Genomic DNA, 17,652 nt, shown 5'->3' with positions numbered 1-17,652 from the left:
GTGAGTGTTAGAAGTTAACGGTCAGTGAGGCATTGACGTCATAAGCAGTGTCAACCACAGGCAACATTGAGTAGGCACTACCGGCAATCACATCGTCAATTTTCTGAGGGGCACCCACTGGTGAGCCACTTCCGGTATATTCATAGTCGTAATACAAACCGGCTAACTTGATAAACATTTTTGGATTAATATCAAAGATATAATAGGCTTCGGCAACATGACCGCGGGTGGCTAACTTACTGCCGATTGGGTCGTCTTGTGCTTGGGTGAAGGGACTCCAGTATTTAGAACCATAGTTATATTCCAAGCCGAATTTACCGAAGGGGGCAGGGATTTGCATACCCACATAAATGCCATAACCGTCTTTGGTGTCGCTATCAACGGTTTCTTTTGGCACCATAATGATTTCAGTACCTGTGCTATTAAGTTCGGCTTCAAATACCGCATCGCTTAACATGCCGCCGAATAAACCGGCATTGCCGTTAGGTTCTGCACGAGTCCAACCGAGTGAAGCAAACACTTTCATATCGTCATCGGATTCATAGGCATAACCAAGTCCACCTAAGTACATATCACCAATCACACCGCTTGGTTGCACGCGGGTGACGAAGTTAAAGTTGTCAAATTTTTGCATGTCTTGATACATGGTTGGGGCAAAGATACCTGCCAGTTGAGTTGGGAATGCCATGGTGCCTGTAAAGCCATCATTGACATCTTTAGCACCGAATAAGGTGAACTGTAAGAAATGGTTACCGTCATTAATCACGTCGATATTAAACCCGCCGAGGTGGGTGTCTTTAGTGATGATGTCGCCAAACAATTCGCCATTACCGTACTGTGACTCAAAGCCTTGACCGTAACAAAAACGTACAGTTTGCCCTTCAATACCTGTGATATCACCTAAGTTGTAACCTAAGGTAAGACCATCGAAGTTGAAATTGACTAAGTGGCCTGACGGTGTGCCGCCTCTGAGTTCATTTTCACGATAATGGCTTGGTGGGCCATAGGTTGAAGGACGACGCCCAATAGAGAGGTAAACGCCACTATCGTTAATATCTTTCCAGTTAAAATAGGCGCGCTCTACTTTTAACTCATCACCACTGGTGCTACCGCTACTGGTGCCATCCATGGTGAATGAGTTCCACGAGTCGAATACTTTAACCCCAGCTGAGTCTCCCCAACTCTTAAACATGGTTAAGCGTCCGGCAAAGCTGACGTTGTCCCATACTTTGGCATCAATGTTTAGGCGTAACCGGGTAGTGTAAAATATGTCGTTATTAATATCTTGTTGGGTTTTTTGGCCTAACACCATTGGCATAATGCCTTGCAGCATACCGCTTTGAAACGCGCTGGCTAAATCAGGATTAGCCATCATCATTTGGCCCAATGGTGAGGTGGCACTATTTGGATCGCCAAATGCTCCTGACATGGCTTTCGCGCCAAAATCAGAAAAGTTAACGTTCATGGCAGGGTTCCATGTGACATTTTGATAATGTAATGAGTGTGCTTTGGTTCTAAAGTCACCAGTGATGGACACTCTGTCCAGTGCCGTATGGCGCTCAGTTTTATCAACCCGTGAGTTTAAGTCGTCAAGATCTTCGGTAATGGTGGCCAGTTGTTGTTTAAGATCGGCAATTTTTTGTGCATCGGTGTCTGCCGCTAAGCTAGCGCCGCTCATGAAAAGCGCATTAGCTACAAGTATTGATATCAGAGTTCTCATCATCTTTCTCTCCCCCTAAACTTGCCAAATGTATAAGCTGATGTGGCAAATTTTTGGTGTAAAAATCCCTGAGGCTAAGCCTCACTATTTTGTCAGTTTGGTTATTGGCTGATGTTGACGCTTAAGACGACAAGGCCCTAAGCTGTAATGACTTAGCCACAGGTTGCTGGTTGGTCTGAATCGGCTGCGTGGTCATATAAAAACTGTTGAATATCTTTCAAGTCTTTTTCTGATAGCGCCTCGAAAACAGCAGGTTTGGCTTTATGCATATCACGGGTGAAAAAGCGATCCCACTGGCTCATGGTTTTGGTCATAGGGGTGAGCTCTTTGCCTTCACTATTGGCACTGTGGCAAGCTTTACATTCTTTTTTATAAAGATGTTTACCTTTTTTAGGGTTACCACCTTCTGCAGCCATTACTTGGCTACCAAGAGAAAATGCAATCGCGATTGCAATACCAACTTTAACGTAAATGTTCATCATTTTATCCTCTACAAAGCTTTTTATGGCTGGTGCCTTGGCAACATATATTTATTGTTTTGCTGTAAATAATGTTACCTAAAAGGAGTTAGTGTTAATTTGAAGTAGATCATATCCATGAGAAAAAACTAATTGAAAAAAAGTTAATTGATAAAAATCTAATGGAGTTGGTGTGATGCAGATCTATTGTCTAGAGGGTAATAGTTTGCTAGAGGATAAATTAACGTTTAGTGACAGGGATTCAGCCACATAAAATAATGTGCAGCCCTGTTTGTTGGAAGGTCATTTGATAAAGAGAATCAGTGAGTGGCGTTAAATTAATGCGATTGTCGACTTTATTACTAATATTGTTGCGCTAATGCTACACAATATTAATGTCGCAGCCCGGGTTTTCTCTTTATCGACACGGCCAATTAATCGACCAGAGACAAGGTAGCCTGCAATGACTGAGGGGAGTAATAGCAGTGATAGCCATAAATGTTTTACTTCAACTAAGCCGACAACGGCTAAAATAGCCAATGCGATTAATGAGCTAAAGACAAAAAAGGCTGATAGCGCCGCCCTAAATTGACTGGCATCTTGACCGGCAAGTAAAATGGCCATTGGTGGGCCGCCGATCGCAGCGATATTGCCAAATATGCCCGAAAATACCCCAGCGATAAATAAACTGATGCGATTGATTGGTGCGGTAAAGCGAAAGACGCTTAGGATAACGGCAATAAACACGATTGCTGCAATCACCAAGCCTAGTATGGCTTGTGGTGCAAACAGTAATAACCCTGCACCTAAAAATCCTCCTGGAACACGTCCCAGTAAGGCATATTGTAATCCATTAAACTGCAGGTGGCCGCGCTCTCTAAACAAGGTCATTGCAGAGATTGCAAAACCCATGGCAATAATAGGAACAGGAACTAATTGAGGATTAACAATATACAGTAGTGGGCTTGCTACAACGGCTAACCCAAAGCCAATTAAGCTTTGGGTTAGCGCGCCAAAAAATACAATAATTGATGCCAGTATCAAAGTGGTTGGATCGATAAATGACATCATAATTTCTCTTTAAAATATTACTGCTTATAGCAATCCACATTGAAATTGGATCTATTTTAGGCGTACAGCAACTTTGCCTTTAAAAGACTGCCTCGAATACCACGCTAATCATTTTCGCTAAAAGAGCAAACTTCAATAAGGATTGGTATCAATGGGCAGTTTTAAAGTCGGTGAGGGATTCATTAACCTGTAGGTTATTCGAGCTCTTCCCATTCGATACCCATATCATCCATTAACTTTTTCGCTTCACTTGGAATGCTATCAGGCTGATCTTTTGATAAATCACCGTCATAAGGTAATGGTTGACCTGTGTACGCGTGCAAAAATGCTTCGCATAGCAGTTCACTGTTAGTTGCATGGCGCAGATTATTTATCTGGCGACGCGTCCGCTCATCTGTCAGTACTTTTAATACTTTTAAAGGGATAGAAACCGTAATTTTTTTTACTTGTTCATTTTTTTTGCCGTGTTCGGCATATGGGCTGATATATTCGCCATTCCATTCAGTCATTAACTTACCCTTAACGATAAATACGCTGCAGATTTTAAACCGTTACAATCTCTAGTCAAATTATTGCTACTATTTAATCCCGATGCAAATAGATTTCTCGATGTTTAGACGTCTAAACGGCTATTTTGGTTGACTCGGGGAGAACTCTTCGGTAAATTTGGACGTCTAGACATCTATTGTGTGTTTGTGACTTTTTAGGAATCAATTATGACTCAGTATCAAAGTGCCACTTTGGCCGTTCGCCAGGGTATAGAAACAGACACACAACATGGTGCTATTGTGCCGCCGATTTATTTATCGACCAATTATTCATTTGATGGCCACACTAATCCTCGCGAGTTTGACTACAGCCGTTCAGGTAATCCGACGCGTTGTATATTAGGTGAGGCGATTGCAAAACTTGAGCAAGGTGTAACTGGTGTGGTGACATGTACCGGCATGGCGGCCATTACCTTAGTGACCAGTTTGTTGGGCCCAGATGATTTATTGGTTGTGCCGCACGATTGTTATGGTGGCAGTTACCGTTTATTTACTAACCTGGCCAAAAAAGGTCAATTTAAGTTATTGGTTGTTGATCAAACTGATGCGCAAGCGCTGGGCAACGCGATAGCGCAAAATCCCAAAATGGTCTGGTTAGAAACGCCATCAAATCCATTACTGCGGGTAGTCGATATTAATGCGATCAGTATCGCTTGCCATGAGGTTGGCGCGTTAGTGGCGGTTGATAACACTTTTTTGTCGCCAATATTACAACAACCTTTATTGTTGGGGGCCGATATCGTTATTCACTCAACCACCAAATACATTAATGGTCACAGTGATGTGGTCGGTGGCGCTGTGGTGGCTAAAGATGCTGAAGTGGGTGAATTATTACATTGGTGGTCAAACACCCTTGGATTAACCGGTTCTGCTTTTGATAGCTATTTAACCTTACGTGGCTTAAGAACGCTGGCAGTCCGCATTCGTGAGCATCAACGTAATGCGCAAAAAATTGTAGAATTACTCAATGCCAGTGATGTGGTTGCCAAGGTGTATTATCCAGGTCTAAAAGACCATCCGGGTCACGAAATTGCCGCAAAACAACAACAAGGTTTTGGCGCTATGTTAAGTTTTGAATTAACCGGTGGTGAAGCTGAAGTGGTGGCCTTTTTACAGGCATTATCTTTGTTTAGTATTGCTGAAAGTTTAGGCGGAGTGGAAAGTTTAGTTGCTGTTCCTGCCACCATGACTCACCGTGCAATGGACCCACAGGCAAGGCAACAGGCTGGTATTAAAGACACTTTACTGAGATTATCAGTCGGTATTGAAGATGCAGATGACCTGCTCGCGGATATTCAAGCCGGTCTCGCCGCTGTTACAGCGATAAAATCAGCTTGAGTTGGCTTAATTCGAGTTTAAGTTTGCTGTGGTTCCGGCCAAATAAAGTAAAATAGAAAATATGCACTTGCCACACTATTTATTTCAAATTAGAAGTATAGCCGTCGCAATAAAAGTCTTAGTTGTTTAAGGAGTTAGTAATGACGCGAAGTCATTTACATAAGTTTGGTGGTTCAAGTTTAGCGGATGCAGATTGCTATCGCCGTGTTGCCCATATTTTGCTTACACATGGTCAAAGTGATGATTTAGTTGTGGTATCGGCCGCCGGCAAGACGACTAACTTTTTATACAAATTACTCACTCTGCGTGACAGCGGTCAGTTATGGCAAGAAGAGCTTCAAGTGCTGATTAGTTATCAGCAGACATTAATTGAACAGTTATTATCAAATGAGCTGGCTCGTGACCTACGTGAGCGCCTGTCGACTGACAAATCGCAATTAGTCAGTTTATTGTCTTTAGAGCAGCGTAATGACTACCAATTAAACCAAGTGGTCAGTTTTGGTGAGCGTTGGTCTGCACGCCTTATGGCCGCATTGCTGAGAGAAATGGGCGTAACAGCCACTCATGTGGATGCGTGTTCTATTTTGGTTGCAGACGAAGGTGCTATTCCCAATATTTTAGTGGCGCAATCGCGTGAAAAAGTACAAGCCTTACTCGCTTTGCATCCGCAAGAGCGTTTAGTTATTACAGGTTTTATTTGTGCTAATCGTCATGGTGATACGTTATTGTTGGGCCGTAATGGTTCAGATTTTAGTGCTACCTTAATTGCCAGTTTAGCCGACATTGAGCGTGTGACGATTTGGACTGATGTTGAAGGGGTATTTAACGCCGACCCGAATAAAATTAATGACGCTAAATTACTTAAGAGTATGTCACTAGCAGAAGCGGATCGCTTAGCTCGTCTAGGCTCGCCTGTGTTGCACTCACGTACCTTACAGCCATTGTTTAATACTCACGTAAGTTTAGCCGTGCGGTCCAGTTATGCTTCACACACTGACTTTACCTTAATTGCTCCACTGAGTTCATCAGCCAGTGCACCCGTTGTGACTAACTTAAATGAAGTGGTGTTGTTTAGTTTTAAAATGAACGCTGACATTGAGCCGTTACTGACTATTTTAGATAACGTTGGCATTACGCCTTTAGCTTATTGGTCGCTAGCACAGAATAAGATTGAACTTGCACTTACCCTAGAGTGCCAGAAACAAGTACAGGCCTTATTGACGCAATACAGCAGTGAGTTTGGTATTGACGAGTTAAGTGCCCAAACTGATTTAGGTTTAGTGGCCCTTGTCAGTGCTGATGCGCATCACTTTAGACGCAGTTTTGCCCGATTACTTAGCCGCGATGCTAAACCTGTTTATCAAGATTCACTGAGTTTAGTCACCTTAGTGCCGCAAGCTCAAGTGAGCTTATTGACTCAGAAAGTGCATCGTCGTTGCGCTGGGCCAAGAATGCGCATCGGAGTGTTATTGTTGGGCGTGGGTAATATAGGTGAGGCGTGGATTGATTTATTTAAACGCGCAAGCCCTGCATTGGATCATGAACTTGAGGCTACTGTTGAGTTAGTGGGTTTAGTCGGCTCGAAAAAAGCCTTAATCTCTAATGACGGAATTAATCTCGAGCAATGGCAACAAGATTATCAGCAGCACGGCATTGAATGGGATTATGACAAATTGTTTGATCAGTTGGCACTGTTATCATGCGATGAAATTGTCGCACTCGATATCAGTGCCAGTGCAGCGTTAACCTTACAATATCCAGAGTTATTTGCCCGCGGAATTCATGTGGTGAGCGCGAATAAATTAGCCGGCTCTGGGCCATTACCTTTTTATCGCGAATTAAAACTGCAACTCAGTAATCGTCGCTTGTTTTGGCGTTATAACGCGAGTTGTGGCGCCGGTTTACCAATACAACATGCATTAAATGATTTACGTAACAGTGGCGACACAATTGAGGCCGTTGGTGGCATATTTTCCGGCACCTTGTGTTGGTTGTTCGAAAATTATGACGGCAGTAAACCGTTTTCTGAATTAGTACTCCACGCTCGAAGTTTAGGTATTACAGAACCTGATCCGCGTGATGACTTGTCGGGCCGCGATATGCAACGTAAGTTGTTAATCTTGGCGCGCGAGATTGGTTTGGCGATAGAATTAGATGATATCAGTCTTAACTCGTTAGTGCCCAAAGCCTTAGCAGAGTTATCACTTGAAGACTTTTTATCACGCATCAGTGAATTAGATGATGGTTTGTTGCAGCAATATGTCGCCGCAACAGAGCAACATAAAGTACTGCGCTATGTGGCTTCGTTGGATAAAGTGGAAGGTGAGTTACAAGCTGAAGTGAGTTTGCAGTGGGTGGATAATCATCATCCTTATGCCAATTTAACCCCAGGCGATAATGTGTTTGTTATTCGCAGTACGTTTTATCAAGGTAACCCTTTGATTATCCGCGGACCAGGGGCCGGGCGTGAGGTGACTGCTGCAGCGGTGCAGTCCGATTTAGTGCATATCTGCAAAGACCTATTGCAAGAGTAGGTCAGTTAAGTTGTCATCCCGGTAACGCTTTGGAGCCGGGGTTTAGCTTTTTTGGCCTGCGGCCATCAACGTCATGCCGACACTTCACTATTTCGTCAGCCCGACACTTCACTATTTAGTCATTTTGATATTTCACTATTTCGTCATTCCGGCAATGCTTGTGAGCCGGAATCCAGCACTATTATTTATTGCTTTGTACTTATGGCCAGCGGCCAGCTTAGTGGTGCTTGGCTCATAACAGAGTAAAGGGGAAGAGCGCTTATACTCTTTTGCAAACCCTTAGCGCCCGATCAACATTTCCTGGAAAGCTAACACTTCGCGACAGGGTTTTATCCTACTGCTCACGTATTCTGTTATGGGAAGTTTTCAACGGCCTCAATGTTAGTTAGCATTACCGTTTTGGATAAAGCCAACTAGCGATTTATGCTCTTATCAATATCGCCACACATGAGTACTGACTCTCTGGGCAAAAGGATATCCAATGCAAAGGCCAACAAAGGAACAAATTCGAGATTTACCCCTTTATGACGGTATTAGTTTAGAGAATATTATCGTCGTTACAAACAAAGCCGACTTTATAAATGCAATAGCGGAGTTAAGAACTCATTCTTGTTTAGGGTTTGATACAGAGAGCAAACCTTGTTTTGTAAAAGGTGAGGTCAGTGATGGACCTCATTTAATCCAGATAGCCACAAAATCTAAAGTATTCTTATTTCCTACAAAATTTTATGAAAACTTTACTGCAATCGCTGAAATATTATCTGACCCGACAATAAAGAAGGTAGGTTTTGGATTGAAAGAAGATAAAAAACTTCTTTTTAGAAAATTTGGCATTAAATTAATCAATACAGAAGAACTCTCTTCAAAGGTGATGCGTTTTGCGCAAGTTAAACAACGCGTTGGCGCTAGAGTTGCGGTTGCGATGTTTTTTAATCAACGGCTATCTAAGAGTGCACAACAATCCAATTGGTCAATATTCCCCTTACACGATCATCAGAAAAGATACGCCGCAAATGATGCACATAGCGCATTATTAATTGCTCTCGAAATAGAAAGACAGAGCCATTCATCTCCCTAAAGAATATGAGCCTCTCACCAATTAATTTAATAAACAACATTAGCTTATTTGACCAAATAAATAAGCTTGTTGACAATTAGTTAGGGTCATCAAGTTTCCTGCACTGCCTCTGCGCTTAATCACTCACCTATTAAACCCGTTGCTTGATTTCTACTCGTTGGTTCTCAAGCTCTCTGCTGTGTTGAATTTGTCTTGTTGGCTAAAGCTATATCATTGCTTGAGAATCTCTATTTTGTGATTATCAAAGTGTTATAAATTTAAATTATCAATTAGATAAGTTTTGATAATTTTTATTCATTCACTGTCCGCCGTAAGATTACGCCATCGAACAAAGACGAATCAATAGTATTTAGGAGTAAGTTATGAAAATGAATCATGTAGGTTTGATGGTTGGCGACATGGATAAAGCGGTTGAGTTTTATACTAAAGCGCTGGGACTAAGAGTGGTGATGGGTAACACTAAGGTTCAAGAAGAACGTAAAACCGCTATTGGCAGAATGTGTGTGGCCGTTTTTGGTGAAGGCTTTAAAGGCTTTAACATTGCACACTTAGTCACGACTGACGGTATTGGTGTGGAGATGTTTGAAATGATCGATCGTCAACAACGTCACGAAGTTGATTTTACCCGTCTTGGTATCTTCCACTTTTGTTTGCAAACAGATGACTTTGAAGGCGCTATTGCGCGTACGGAGCAATATGGCGGTAAAGTAAGAATGGACATTATGCGCTACCACCCAGAAGACGACAGTAAGCTAGCACAAATGGTCTACTTAGAAGACCCGTTTGGCAACTTGTTTGAACTTTACTCGCACAGCTATGAAGAAACTTACTCTACTGATTACGAGTAATTTGTTTAACGATATCCGTATTACTTTAACGCTACCTAGATGGTAGCTTTTTTATGTCATGGGAAACATTTCTGAGGTTACTTTTGAGCATTTTTGCAGAGAAACTTAAAATATATCAACTGATTAAATAAGCTAACCAGCTTCATCAGAGTAACACTCGCTTTTTATTAACCGCATAAGAAACTCATTTATTGTCAGTTTGATGGTTTATCACACCGTGATTTGATAAAGGCTTGCAGACATATGCAGATGTCTGCGTAACTGATTTGAGCTGTTATGCACTAAAAGGAATACAGTGAACACTTATAGTCGGTCTGTAGTCATTTTTATCGTGACTCAAAGGATTTGGCTGGTTTCGTTATTGCTCGCGTTATTGCTTGCGATTGAGCTGTAGACTTAAATTGGTTAATTGATGGTATTTTAGCTTGACTTAGGATGCAGTTAAACTAGTATATGGACATATAGACGTCCAAACGGCTAAATTAAAAGTTAGTTAATTGGTATTGGCTCCTAAGTTTTACAGAAGTTGAAGGAATACATTATGGCTTTTCATCATGCGCAACATGCCCAGTCGTTAAATCAGAGCTTGTCTGAGCTGAATGATATTAATGTTTCTTTTGAATTCTTCCCGCCATCAACGCCAGAGATGGAAGAGATCCTGTGGAATTCAGTTCGTCGTTTAGAGCCGTTAAACCCTAAATTTGTCTCTGTGACTTATGGTGCCAATTCCGGCGTACGTGATCGTACTCATAGCGTGATTGAACGTATTCAGAAAGAGACGAATCTTCTAGCGGCACCGCATTTAACCTTGGTTGATGCTAGTGATGAAGAGTTAGTTGAACTGGCAAAGCATTATTGGAATTCAGGTATTAGAGACATTGTCGCCTTACGTGGTGATTTACCTGAAGGCAGCCCAAAACCAACTCGCTTTGCTAATGATTTAGTACGTTTATTACGTTCAGTGGCAGATTTTGATATTTCGGTTGCGGCGTATCCTGAGGTTCATCCAGATGCGCGTAACGCTCAGGCTGATTTAATTAACTTGAAGAAAAAAATTGATGCGGGCGCCAACCGTGCCATCACTCAGTTTTTCTTTGATGTTGAATCCTATTTACGTTTTCGTGATCGCTGTGTCACCGCTGGCATAGATGTTGAAATTATCCCAGGCATTTTGCCGGTGACTAACTTTAAGCAAACTAAACGTTTTGCTGGAATGACTAACGTGGCGATTCCACATTGGTTACATCGCCAATTTGAAGGTTTAGATGACGACCCTGCAACTCGTCAGTTAGTTGGAGCCAACGTTGCGATTGATATGGTAAAAGTATTGTCTCGTGAAGGGGTTAAAGATTTTCATTTTTATACTCTTAACCGTGCCGAATTAACTTATGCTATTTGCCATACGTTAGGTGTGCGTCCAAAGTAAACAGGCGTAACGACTCTACGCCTATTTTATCGTTGCAAAAATGCTCATTCATTTAAACCATTAAATTGCGCCTTTTGCCTTGAACTAAGCGTAAATGGCTTAGCGTTGAATAGGCCGTCCTATTCAAAAAAGTTAAATTAGAATGGCTGCTGAGTCGATACCAACAGACGCAGTGGTCATAGTCTCTAACCCCCGTTAATGATTTCATTAGCGGGGTTTTTGTTTAATATTTATGGCCTTTTGTGTGAGTATTCGACGTTTGCCGTATTCTTTTTTTCATATTTATAGCCTATGGTATATTAACAACAATTAATAACTAAAAAGGTGTGATGATGAAAACATCCTTTTATGTACTCAGTGTATTGGCTGGCTTAACCATAGTTAATATTGTGCAAGCAAATGCTGCAGAACCTCAACAAGCCATTCCACCCGCCGCTCAGTTATGTACTTCTTGTCATGGTGCTCAAGGTCAAGGAATTGATATCATTGGCCCTCGTTTAGCTGGTTTATCGGCTGAATACATTACCAATCAACTCAAGTTGTTTCATGCCGGTAAACGTCAAAACCCCACCATGCTAGCAATGGCTGCCACGGTACAAGGTGATAATATTGGCCTAGTGGCACAATATTTTAGCCAACAGCCAGTTGCAGATATTTCGCTGCAATTTCGCGGTGACAAGGTTGCCATTAGTGATCCCTCTGAAAGATTAGCCTTTCAAGGCGATTGGTCGCGAACTATTCCGGCGTGTACCAGTTGTCATGGGCCATCGGCCATTGGTGGAGGCAATTTCCCTCGCTTAGCAGGCCAGCAAGCCAGTTACATCAAGACCCAACTATTAGCTTGGCAAGACGGCACTCGAACCGGTGATGTTGACAATATGATGGGTAATATTGCGCGGAAATTAACAGCTGCCGAAATCGATGGATTATCGCAGTATTTTGCCAATATAAAATAAGGACATGGCTATGAAATTATTATCGCTATTGAGCATTGGTGTCCTGTTTAGCTTGCCTTTACAGGCCAATGAAATGTTAACTGAAGTCCCTGTTACAGCTTCAGCAGCACTACCTGATCGCCAAGCGGCATTGCCTGCAGTACCTAAAAAAGTGGGTGAGAACTATCTACAACCTGCGTCATTAACCGATATTCCTGCGGGAGTTTTTGGTGACAAAGTTCGCCTAGGTTATCAATTGTTCGTGAATACTCAAACGCTTAGAGATAAGTACGTTGGTAATCAACTCAGTTGTGCTAATTGTCATATGAATGCAGGGCAACAAGCTAATTCGTCGCCTTTATGGGGGGCATATTTTGCCTATCCGGCCTATCGTAAGAAAAATGATAAAGTGAACAGCTTTCAAGAGCGTGTTCAAGGTTGTTTTACTTATTCAATGAACGGTAAAGCGCCCGAGTCTGGTTCTCCTGAGTTAGTGGCAATATCTGCTTATTCATACTGGTTAGGCATGAGTGGATTAATGGCACAATATAACGTTAGCGGCCCTGTGCCTGAGTTATCTGATGCTGAATTAGTGAAAGGTGCAATGCGGGATGATTTCCCGATGCCAGAGGCCATTGCCAAAAATTTAGATACCAAAGCGCTAAGTCAGTTACCTGGACGGGGCTTTCCTAAAGCGCCAGATCCAGAATTAGCCTATGCGCCGGAGCGCGGTATGATTGTTTATCAAGCTCATTGCCAAACTTGTCATGGCGAAGATGGTCAAGGACAAATAATCGCTGGGGTTGCTGCCTTGCCGCCATTATGGGGACCTCAAAGCTTCAACTGGGGCGCTGGAATGCATCGCGTAAATACGGCTGCTGATTTTATTTATGAAAATATGCCGTTAGGTAAAAGTGTCCAGCTTACCGTTCAGCAAGCTTGGGATGTTGCCGCTTATGTTAATTCGTTTGATCGCCCACAAGATCCTCGTTTTGATGGTGATGTGAGTAAGACTCAAGCCACATACCATCAGCACCAGGGCTATTATGGCCAATCGGTTGCCGGTAAGCCTATTTTAGGGACTGATTCGTATCCGGTTTTTCCGCTTAAAAATACAGTTAAGCCTTGATATCTATCTGAATTAAGATAAACCTATGAATGATGCCCATTGAGTGAACGCTTAATGGGCTTTTTTGTAAGTGTACACATTACTTAGACAGAGCTTATTGAGCATAGCGATCAGAAATGGCAGTATGTTGATCTTAGCTTTTATTTATTATTACCTCATAGGTTGGGCAATGACATTATTCACCTTTGCTGCACAATTGTGCCCACTGTGCCAACAAGATAATGCTTGTGCCATGGAGCAAGGATTAGCCATAGATGCATGTTGGTGCGCTAAGCAAACAGTGGATATGCCCTCAGTTATTGCGCAGTTTAACGCAACATCTTCTGGGGTTGATTTACCCAATAATCAATGTGTTTGTCAGTCTTGTATGGCTAAATTAGTGCAACAATCTGATATTGATGCCGTTGAAATTTATTCACCCTAACCTTAGATTACTCATTAGCGAAATCTCAATGCTATTTGAGTGATGGTTTGTGTTACCGCTTCGAAGCGGCTTAACTTGGCATATAAACACTTAACGCCAATCAATAGCTGCTTTGATGTCCTCGCTCTTGTCCTTCCCAAGTAAGTTAATATTTTATTTATCGACCTATAAACCAATATTGGTACTTATCTATAACCGTCTCTGAATGCATATTTGTGTCATGGCAGAACAATGCGCGATTTATATTAATAGGGGGATCTTCTGATGACTTTAGGACGGTATTATTGAAGTTGGCGCTAGTCACATATACATGGTTGCTATGATTAACGAAATCGAGGTAATCTAAAATGATTGTTTTTCAACGGAGTTGGGCTGTTGAGGGGGAATCAGAAGATAATTAACCTCAGTTTTGGATAATAAACGGTTTTCAAACAGCCTGGTGAGTAAAGCACAGTGTAGGTTTGATTTTGTAGATTTGGTATGACTCCCGTTTAAACGTTTTATCCTGTCTATTATCCGCGAGGTGAGGTTAGTTAATAATAATTATAACTTTAGACATAAATCATTACTCATTATGAGGTTTTTACATGGAAGCAGTCACACAATTTGTCAATATGGTTAACGGTATAGTATGGGGTGTTCCCATGCTAATTATGATTTTAGGTGTCGGGCTATTTCTGTCGATTGGCTTAAAATTCATGCCTATTTTAAAGCTAAATCGAGGCTTTAGATTGTTATGGGCGGGTCGTCAGGTTACAGATGATAGCGAAAAGGGTGATGTCAGCCCGTTTAATGCATTAATGACCTCATTATCAGCCACTATTGGTACCGGTAACATTGCGGGTGTGGCAACGGCGATTTTTATTGGTGGTCCGGGTGCGCTATTTTGGATGTGGTGTACGGCGCTCGTGGGTATGGCGACTAAGTTTTCGGAAGCTGTTTTGGCGGTGAGGTTTCGTGAAACAGATGCTAATGGCAACCATGTTGGTGGCCCTATGTATTACATCAAAAACGGTTTAGGCAGTAAGTGGGCTTGGTTAGGTACTGCATTTGCTATTTTTGGCTCTATTGCTGGTTTTGGTATTGGTAATACCGTACAAGCTAACTCGGTTGCGGATGCGATGAGCAGTAATTTTGGCGTGCCTAGTTGGGTGACCGGCGTTGTGTTAATGGTGCTGGTTGGTGCGGTACTGATGGGCGGTATTAAGCGTATTGCAGAAGTAGCTGGTAAGCTAGTGCCATTAATGACAGTGTTTTATATTACTGCGGGTTTAGCGGTATTGATTGTTAATGCAGCGCAAGTACCCGCGGCTTTTCTGTTAATTATTGAAAGTGCTTTTAACCCGGTCGCAGCCCAAGGTGGTTTTGCAGGCGCAGCGGTATGGGCTGCAATTCGATTTGGTGTAGCGCGAGGCGTATTTTCCAATGAAGCTGGTTTAGGTAGTGCCCCGATTGCTCATGCCGCAGCACAAACTAATAATCCTGTAAAACAAGGTTTAGTCGCTATGTTAGGCACGTTTATTGACACCCTTATTGTGTGTTCAATTACCGGTTTGGCTATTGTGGTTTCTGGTGCGTGGACATCAGGTGAAAACGGCGCGGCGTTAACCTCATTGGCATTTTCAAATGCATTGCCTATGGGAAATTATATTGTGGCAATTGCATTGGCTATATTTGCCTTTACCACCATTTTAGGTTGGAGTTTTTACAGTGAAAAATGTGTCCAATACCTTTTAGGTGATAAAGCCGTCAAACCATTTCGTCTAATTTGGACCTTAGTTGTACCGATAGGTGCAGTCAGTTCGTTAGAGTTTATTTGGTTATTAGCTGATACATTAAATGCGATGATGGCGATTCCAAACTTAATTGCGTTGGTGTTGTTAAGTCCTGTGGTGTTTGGCTTAACTCGTGAGTATTTTATTAAGCAACGAGCTTTGAAAGCTAACGCTTAAACTCGTCTAGTTAACGACTCACGTTAATATTTCGCAATTGTGGTTAAGCATGTTCATTGGTAAATAGATGAACATGCTTCCTTAAAAGGATTTTTATGAAACATCTTACTTTTGCTGTATCAAGCGCAGCGTTATTGATGGTGATGCTCTTGTCCGGGTGTTCTAATCTGTCGCTGCGAACAAATGCGGGTACCATTGCGCTTGGCAATGCCAAGATAGCAGAGATTGATACTTATACCTCTGGAGAAATATCCCGGTTCAAAGCAAAGTTTCTAGGCGATGTGACCACTTCATATTGTGAAGTCTCATCGGATCCTGATAAGTTAGATGATCTCCCTAGCTTGTCTTCAATGACTAAATCGCTCAAATTACAAGTGAAACAACGTGGTGGAAATGCCATTGTTATGAAGCAATGCGGCAAAGTTAATTACCCATCGTGTGCTGTGTATTTAGAGTGTAATGGTGAGGCGTATGTCATCGACCGAGGCATTTAGATAGATTCGTTACTTAGTGTCTATTAGTGCAATATAGTGAGCGTTACCTGCATCATTTAAAAGAAGTTTATTTTTATTTTTAATAGGTTAAGTGTGACTATCGCGCACTTAACCTATTACATTATCACTGTGGTTTATTCGAAATTGTTATCAAACTCTGAGTCTTCAAATAAGTCGACGGCAGAACTTGGAACAACATTTTTGAATTGGCGAGCAAAATGGCGTTGCACCCCTTTGAGGTCGATATTGCCTATTCCTGAGGCAAAACCAAACCAAGCATAAAGCCCGCTAATATCTTCAAACATCGGAGGTAAATACTTAGGGTGGGCAATAATACCTTCTTGATAAGCTTGGTACAGTACCGGAATATCCTCAATGGCTAATTTGCCTAAAAATAGCATAGGGATTAACTCAGGTAGCCCAGTGCTGATGGCACTACGAATAAAGTTAATATTTTCTACATAACCGCGCACGTAAGAGATGTCTTTAGTAAAAAAGCTACCGCCGCCTACCATGCCACCACGAAATACCCGTTGAGTTACCCGATAGCTGTCTTTTGAGCTTAAATTAAGGTCCCTGAAATAGCGGTACACTTCAATAAAATCAGCCCCTTTCTCTGCCATGTCTACCGCAGATACTCGATCGCTAATACGTCGAGCGCGGCCCGGATTTGAGCTTAAGGTGAGCATTTCCATGAGCACAGCTAAGCCTTCTTGCGAAGCGGTAACGCGTGGTGATCCAACGCTGAGCCAAGTGGCATGAGGTTGAGCTCGGCCATTGAGTGTGGTGCCCACATGAACCCAGCCTTCATGAACTTCATAGATATTCAGATCTGATTCGCTGAACATGGCGCGAGTATTGAGCTTAACCGTATCGCCACCGACGGCGGCATCGGACACAATACCATCACTCAATTTAACGTGAATTTCATCATTATGAAAATACTTCACTAAGCGTTCGCTGAGGACATTTACCGCTTCTGGTGCCGTTACAATCTTAGGATGGCGGCTATTCATGTGGCGCGCCGCTGGCAAAGAAAATATATGGCTTAAGCGATCGCCCAGTTGGCGTAATGTATGGCGATCGCCATGTAATTTGTGGCTGGCACTGCCGTAAAGCTCTTGGCTCAGTTTACCAAACATCGGCTTGCCACGATTATGCAGCATGTCTATTACTATGCGATATTGATCAATATTGGCCAGTAAAATTTTACCTAATTTATCGCGTTTACCTAAACCACGCTCAACGGCAGTTTTTAAACCTTGCAGGTCTGTTTGAGTTTGATCTGCGTTAAACGATAGCGGAATTGACTGATAAAAGTCATTACTAACGTTGGGTAATTGTTTACTTTTTTGCGCTAAAAAATCATCTTCAATTTGTCTTGGCCATTTTATTGAGTCTAAAATTTTAATTGGCGCTTGGATGCGAATTAATTCATCAGAAAAACGACGAATATCTTGTTGATAACGCAATAAAGAGTCAGACATTGTCTTTTCCTAATCTAGAGAAGTTGTTAGCAGTGCTAGCGGCCATATTAGCAGATGTTGATCATAAAACTGCAATGAAAAAATAACCATCTAGTCAGCACTATTTTAGTGCAATTTATCATGGCGTATAGCAATGTTTTAAGGGTGGTTTTTTTAAGTTACTAAAAATATTCAATTATTTTCTTGGCATTAAAACTGCTTTACCTAAAG

General features: G+C 42.0%; 15 protein-coding genes. 10 read left to right on the top strand and 5 right to left on the bottom strand.

The features are described from left to right. Positions 1–7: 7 nt before the first annotated feature. From H5164_RS07385 to metJ, 4 genes are all read right to left on the bottom strand, one after another. Positions 8–1,720: a DUF3373 domain-containing protein gene (locus tag H5164_RS07385; protein ID WP_182755626.1), complete on the bottom strand. Its 1,713-nt coding sequence runs from the start codon at positions 1,718–1,720 to the stop codon at positions 8–10. A gap of 152 nt (positions 1,721–1,872) precedes the next feature. Next, a complete protein-coding gene (locus tag H5164_RS07380; protein WP_124015148.1) occupies positions 1,873–2,202 on the bottom strand; it encodes a cytochrome c in 330 nt (109 codons plus the stop codon). A 309-nt stretch (positions 2,203–2,511) separates the two neighbouring features. Further along, positions 2,512–3,249 carry a sulfite exporter TauE/SafE family protein gene (locus H5164_RS07375; RefSeq protein WP_182696767.1) on the bottom strand — a complete coding sequence of 246 codons (738 nt, stop codon included), beginning with the start codon at positions 3,247–3,249 and terminating at the stop codon, positions 2,512–2,514. Positions 3,250–3,443: 194 nt separating this feature from the next. Next, complete coding sequence (gene metJ / locus H5164_RS07370) at positions 3,444–3,758, bottom strand: met regulon transcriptional regulator MetJ (RefSeq protein ID WP_011638970.1); 315 nt, start codon at positions 3,756–3,758, stop codon at positions 3,444–3,446. Between the two features lie 207 nt (positions 3,759–3,965). Here metJ and metB point away from each other — a divergent pair, with 207 nt between their 5' ends. From metB to H5164_RS07320, 10 genes are all read left to right on the top strand, one after another. Next, the gene (gene metB, locus H5164_RS07365; RefSeq protein WP_124015146.1) at positions 3,966–5,135 is read left to right on the top strand and encodes a cystathionine gamma-synthase; all 1,170 of its coding nucleotides are present in this window, start codon (positions 3,966–3,968) and stop codon (positions 5,133–5,135) included. Between the two features lie 140 nt (positions 5,136–5,275). Continuing rightward, a complete protein-coding gene (locus H5164_RS07360; protein WP_182755406.1) occupies positions 5,276–7,669 on the top strand; it encodes a bifunctional aspartate kinase/homoserine dehydrogenase II in 2,394 nt (797 codons plus the stop codon). Positions 7,670–8,150: 481 nt separating this feature from the next. After that, positions 8,151–8,747: a 3'-5' exonuclease gene (locus H5164_RS07355; RefSeq protein WP_182755404.1), complete on the top strand. Its 597-nt coding sequence runs from the start codon at positions 8,151–8,153 to the stop codon at positions 8,745–8,747. 362 nt (positions 8,748–9,109) lie between these two features. Further along, positions 9,110–9,595 (top strand): VOC family protein, encoded by a 486-nt coding sequence (locus tag H5164_RS07350; protein WP_124015143.1) that lies wholly within the window; start codon positions 9,110–9,112, stop codon positions 9,593–9,595. A 541-nt stretch (positions 9,596–10,136) separates the two neighbouring features. Next, on the top strand, positions 10,137–11,021 hold the full coding sequence (gene metF / locus H5164_RS07345) for a methylenetetrahydrofolate reductase (protein WP_124015142.1): 885 nt from the start codon (positions 10,137–10,139) through the stop codon (positions 11,019–11,021). A 332-nt stretch (positions 11,022–11,353) separates the two neighbouring features. Beyond that, entirely contained in the window at positions 11,354–11,977 is a 624-nt protein-coding gene (locus H5164_RS07340; RefSeq protein ID WP_124015141.1) for a c-type cytochrome, read from the top strand. Between the two features lie 10 nt (positions 11,978–11,987). After that, positions 11,988–13,085 (top strand): c-type cytochrome, encoded by a 1,098-nt coding sequence (locus tag H5164_RS07335; RefSeq protein WP_182755402.1) that lies wholly within the window; start codon positions 11,988–11,990, stop codon positions 13,083–13,085. 169 nt (positions 13,086–13,254) lie between these two features. Continuing rightward, the gene (locus tag H5164_RS07330; protein WP_165870036.1) at positions 13,255–13,509 is read left to right on the top strand and encodes a cysteine-rich CWC family protein; all 255 of its coding nucleotides are present in this window, start codon (positions 13,255–13,257) and stop codon (positions 13,507–13,509) included. Positions 13,510–14,096: 587 nt separating this feature from the next. Then, entirely contained in the window at positions 14,097–15,461 is a 1,365-nt protein-coding gene (locus H5164_RS07325) for a sodium:alanine symporter family protein (protein ID WP_124015138.1), read from the top strand. 95 nt (positions 15,462–15,556) lie between these two features. Continuing rightward, positions 15,557–15,955 carry a hypothetical protein gene (locus H5164_RS07320; RefSeq protein ID WP_259395240.1) on the top strand — a complete coding sequence of 133 codons (399 nt, stop codon included), beginning with the start codon at positions 15,557–15,559 and terminating at the stop codon, positions 15,953–15,955. 134 nt (positions 15,956–16,089) lie between these two features. Here the strand turns inward: H5164_RS07320 and H5164_RS07315 are convergent, their stop codons facing one another. Next, a complete protein-coding gene (locus H5164_RS07315; RefSeq protein WP_124015137.1) occupies positions 16,090–17,442 on the bottom strand; it encodes a flavohemoglobin expression-modulating QEGLA motif protein in 1,353 nt (450 codons plus the stop codon). Between the last annotated feature and the right edge of the window lie 210 nt (positions 17,443–17,652).

The organism is Shewanella sp. SG41-3 (assembly GCF_014164545.1).
Taxonomy (GTDB): domain Bacteria; phylum Pseudomonadota; class Gammaproteobacteria; order Enterobacterales; family Shewanellaceae; genus Shewanella; species Shewanella vesiculosa.
This window is presented reverse-complemented; position numbering and strand designations above follow the sequence as displayed.

What these genes read in the sequence shown, in the direction of transcription:
- H5164_RS07385 (WP_182755626.1), bottom strand. Translation starts at nt 1,720, where the DNA reads ATGAGAACTCTGATATCAATACTTGTAGCTAATGCGCTTTTCATGAGC.
- H5164_RS07380 (WP_124015148.1), bottom strand. Translation starts at nt 2,202, where the DNA reads ATGATGAACATTTACGTTAAAGTTGGTATTGCAATCGCGATTGCATTT.
- H5164_RS07375 (WP_182696767.1), bottom strand. Translation starts at nt 3,249, where the DNA reads ATGATGTCATTTATCGATCCAACCACTTTGATACTGGCATCAATTATT.
- metJ (WP_011638970.1), bottom strand. Translation starts at nt 3,758, where the DNA reads ATGACTGAATGGAATGGCGAATATATCAGCCCATATGCCGAACACGGC.
- metB (WP_124015146.1), top strand. Translation starts at nt 3,966, where the DNA reads ATGACTCAGTATCAAAGTGCCACTTTGGCCGTTCGCCAGGGTATAGAA.
- H5164_RS07360 (WP_182755406.1), top strand. Translation starts at nt 5,276, where the DNA reads ATGACGCGAAGTCATTTACATAAGTTTGGTGGTTCAAGTTTAGCGGAT.
- H5164_RS07355 (WP_182755404.1), top strand. Translation starts at nt 8,151, where the DNA reads ATGCAAAGGCCAACAAAGGAACAAATTCGAGATTTACCCCTTTATGAC.
- H5164_RS07350 (WP_124015143.1), top strand. Translation starts at nt 9,110, where the DNA reads ATGAAAATGAATCATGTAGGTTTGATGGTTGGCGACATGGATAAAGCG.
- metF (WP_124015142.1), top strand. Translation starts at nt 10,137, where the DNA reads ATGGCTTTTCATCATGCGCAACATGCCCAGTCGTTAAATCAGAGCTTG.
- H5164_RS07340 (WP_124015141.1), top strand. Translation starts at nt 11,354, where the DNA reads ATGAAAACATCCTTTTATGTACTCAGTGTATTGGCTGGCTTAACCATA.
- H5164_RS07335 (WP_182755402.1), top strand. Translation starts at nt 11,988, where the DNA reads ATGAAATTATTATCGCTATTGAGCATTGGTGTCCTGTTTAGCTTGCCT.
- H5164_RS07330 (WP_165870036.1), top strand. Translation starts at nt 13,255, where the DNA reads ATGACATTATTCACCTTTGCTGCACAATTGTGCCCACTGTGCCAACAA.
- H5164_RS07325 (WP_124015138.1), top strand. Translation starts at nt 14,097, where the DNA reads ATGGAAGCAGTCACACAATTTGTCAATATGGTTAACGGTATAGTATGG.
- H5164_RS07320 (WP_259395240.1), top strand. Translation starts at nt 15,557, where the DNA reads ATGAAACATCTTACTTTTGCTGTATCAAGCGCAGCGTTATTGATGGTG.
- H5164_RS07315 (WP_124015137.1), bottom strand. Translation starts at nt 17,442, where the DNA reads ATGTCTGACTCTTTATTGCGTTATCAACAAGATATTCGTCGTTTTTCT.